The sequence below is a fragment of the Streptomyces sp. SID13726 genome, from assembly GCF_010548375.1.
In the GTDB taxonomy this organism is placed as follows: domain Bacteria; phylum Actinomycetota; class Actinomycetes; order Streptomycetales; family Streptomycetaceae; genus Streptomyces.
Map to the genome: position 1 here is coordinate 1 of NZ_JAAGLY010000835.1, position 388 is coordinate 388.

The window sequence follows — 388 nt, forward strand, 5'->3', positions numbered from 1 at the left end:
GGCTGCGCGACGGGGGCCGGATGGCGCGGGCGAGCGGCGTCGTCGTGGACCTCGAGCTCGCCGCCCTGGGAGCGGACCGCGACCCGCTGCTGACGGCGGCCTCCGCGCTCGGCGGGTCCGGCGGGGACGTTCCCCGGGAGGACGCCGGCGACCGCGCCGACGGGTGGGTGCTGTCGGGAGGCGAGGACCACGCGCTGCTCGCGGCGTTCCCCGCCGACGCCGACCTGCCCGACGGGTTCCGGGCGATCGGCACGGTCCGACGTGCGTGGTGCGACGATCCGGGTGTCCGGGTCGACGGCCGCGTCGCGCACCGCGCGACGGGCTGGGACCACTTCCGCGCCTGAGCGCGGCGATCAGCCCCGGCGGTAGCGGACGGCGGTGAGGTCCT

At 78.9% G+C, this 388-nt stretch carries 1 pseudogene; it reads left to right on the top strand.

Annotated elements, in window-relative coordinates:
• A pseudogene (locus tag G3I78_RS50565) lies at window positions 1–344 on the top strand (hypothetical protein); the annotation flags it as partial.
• Between the last annotated feature and the right edge of the window lie 44 nt (window positions 345–388).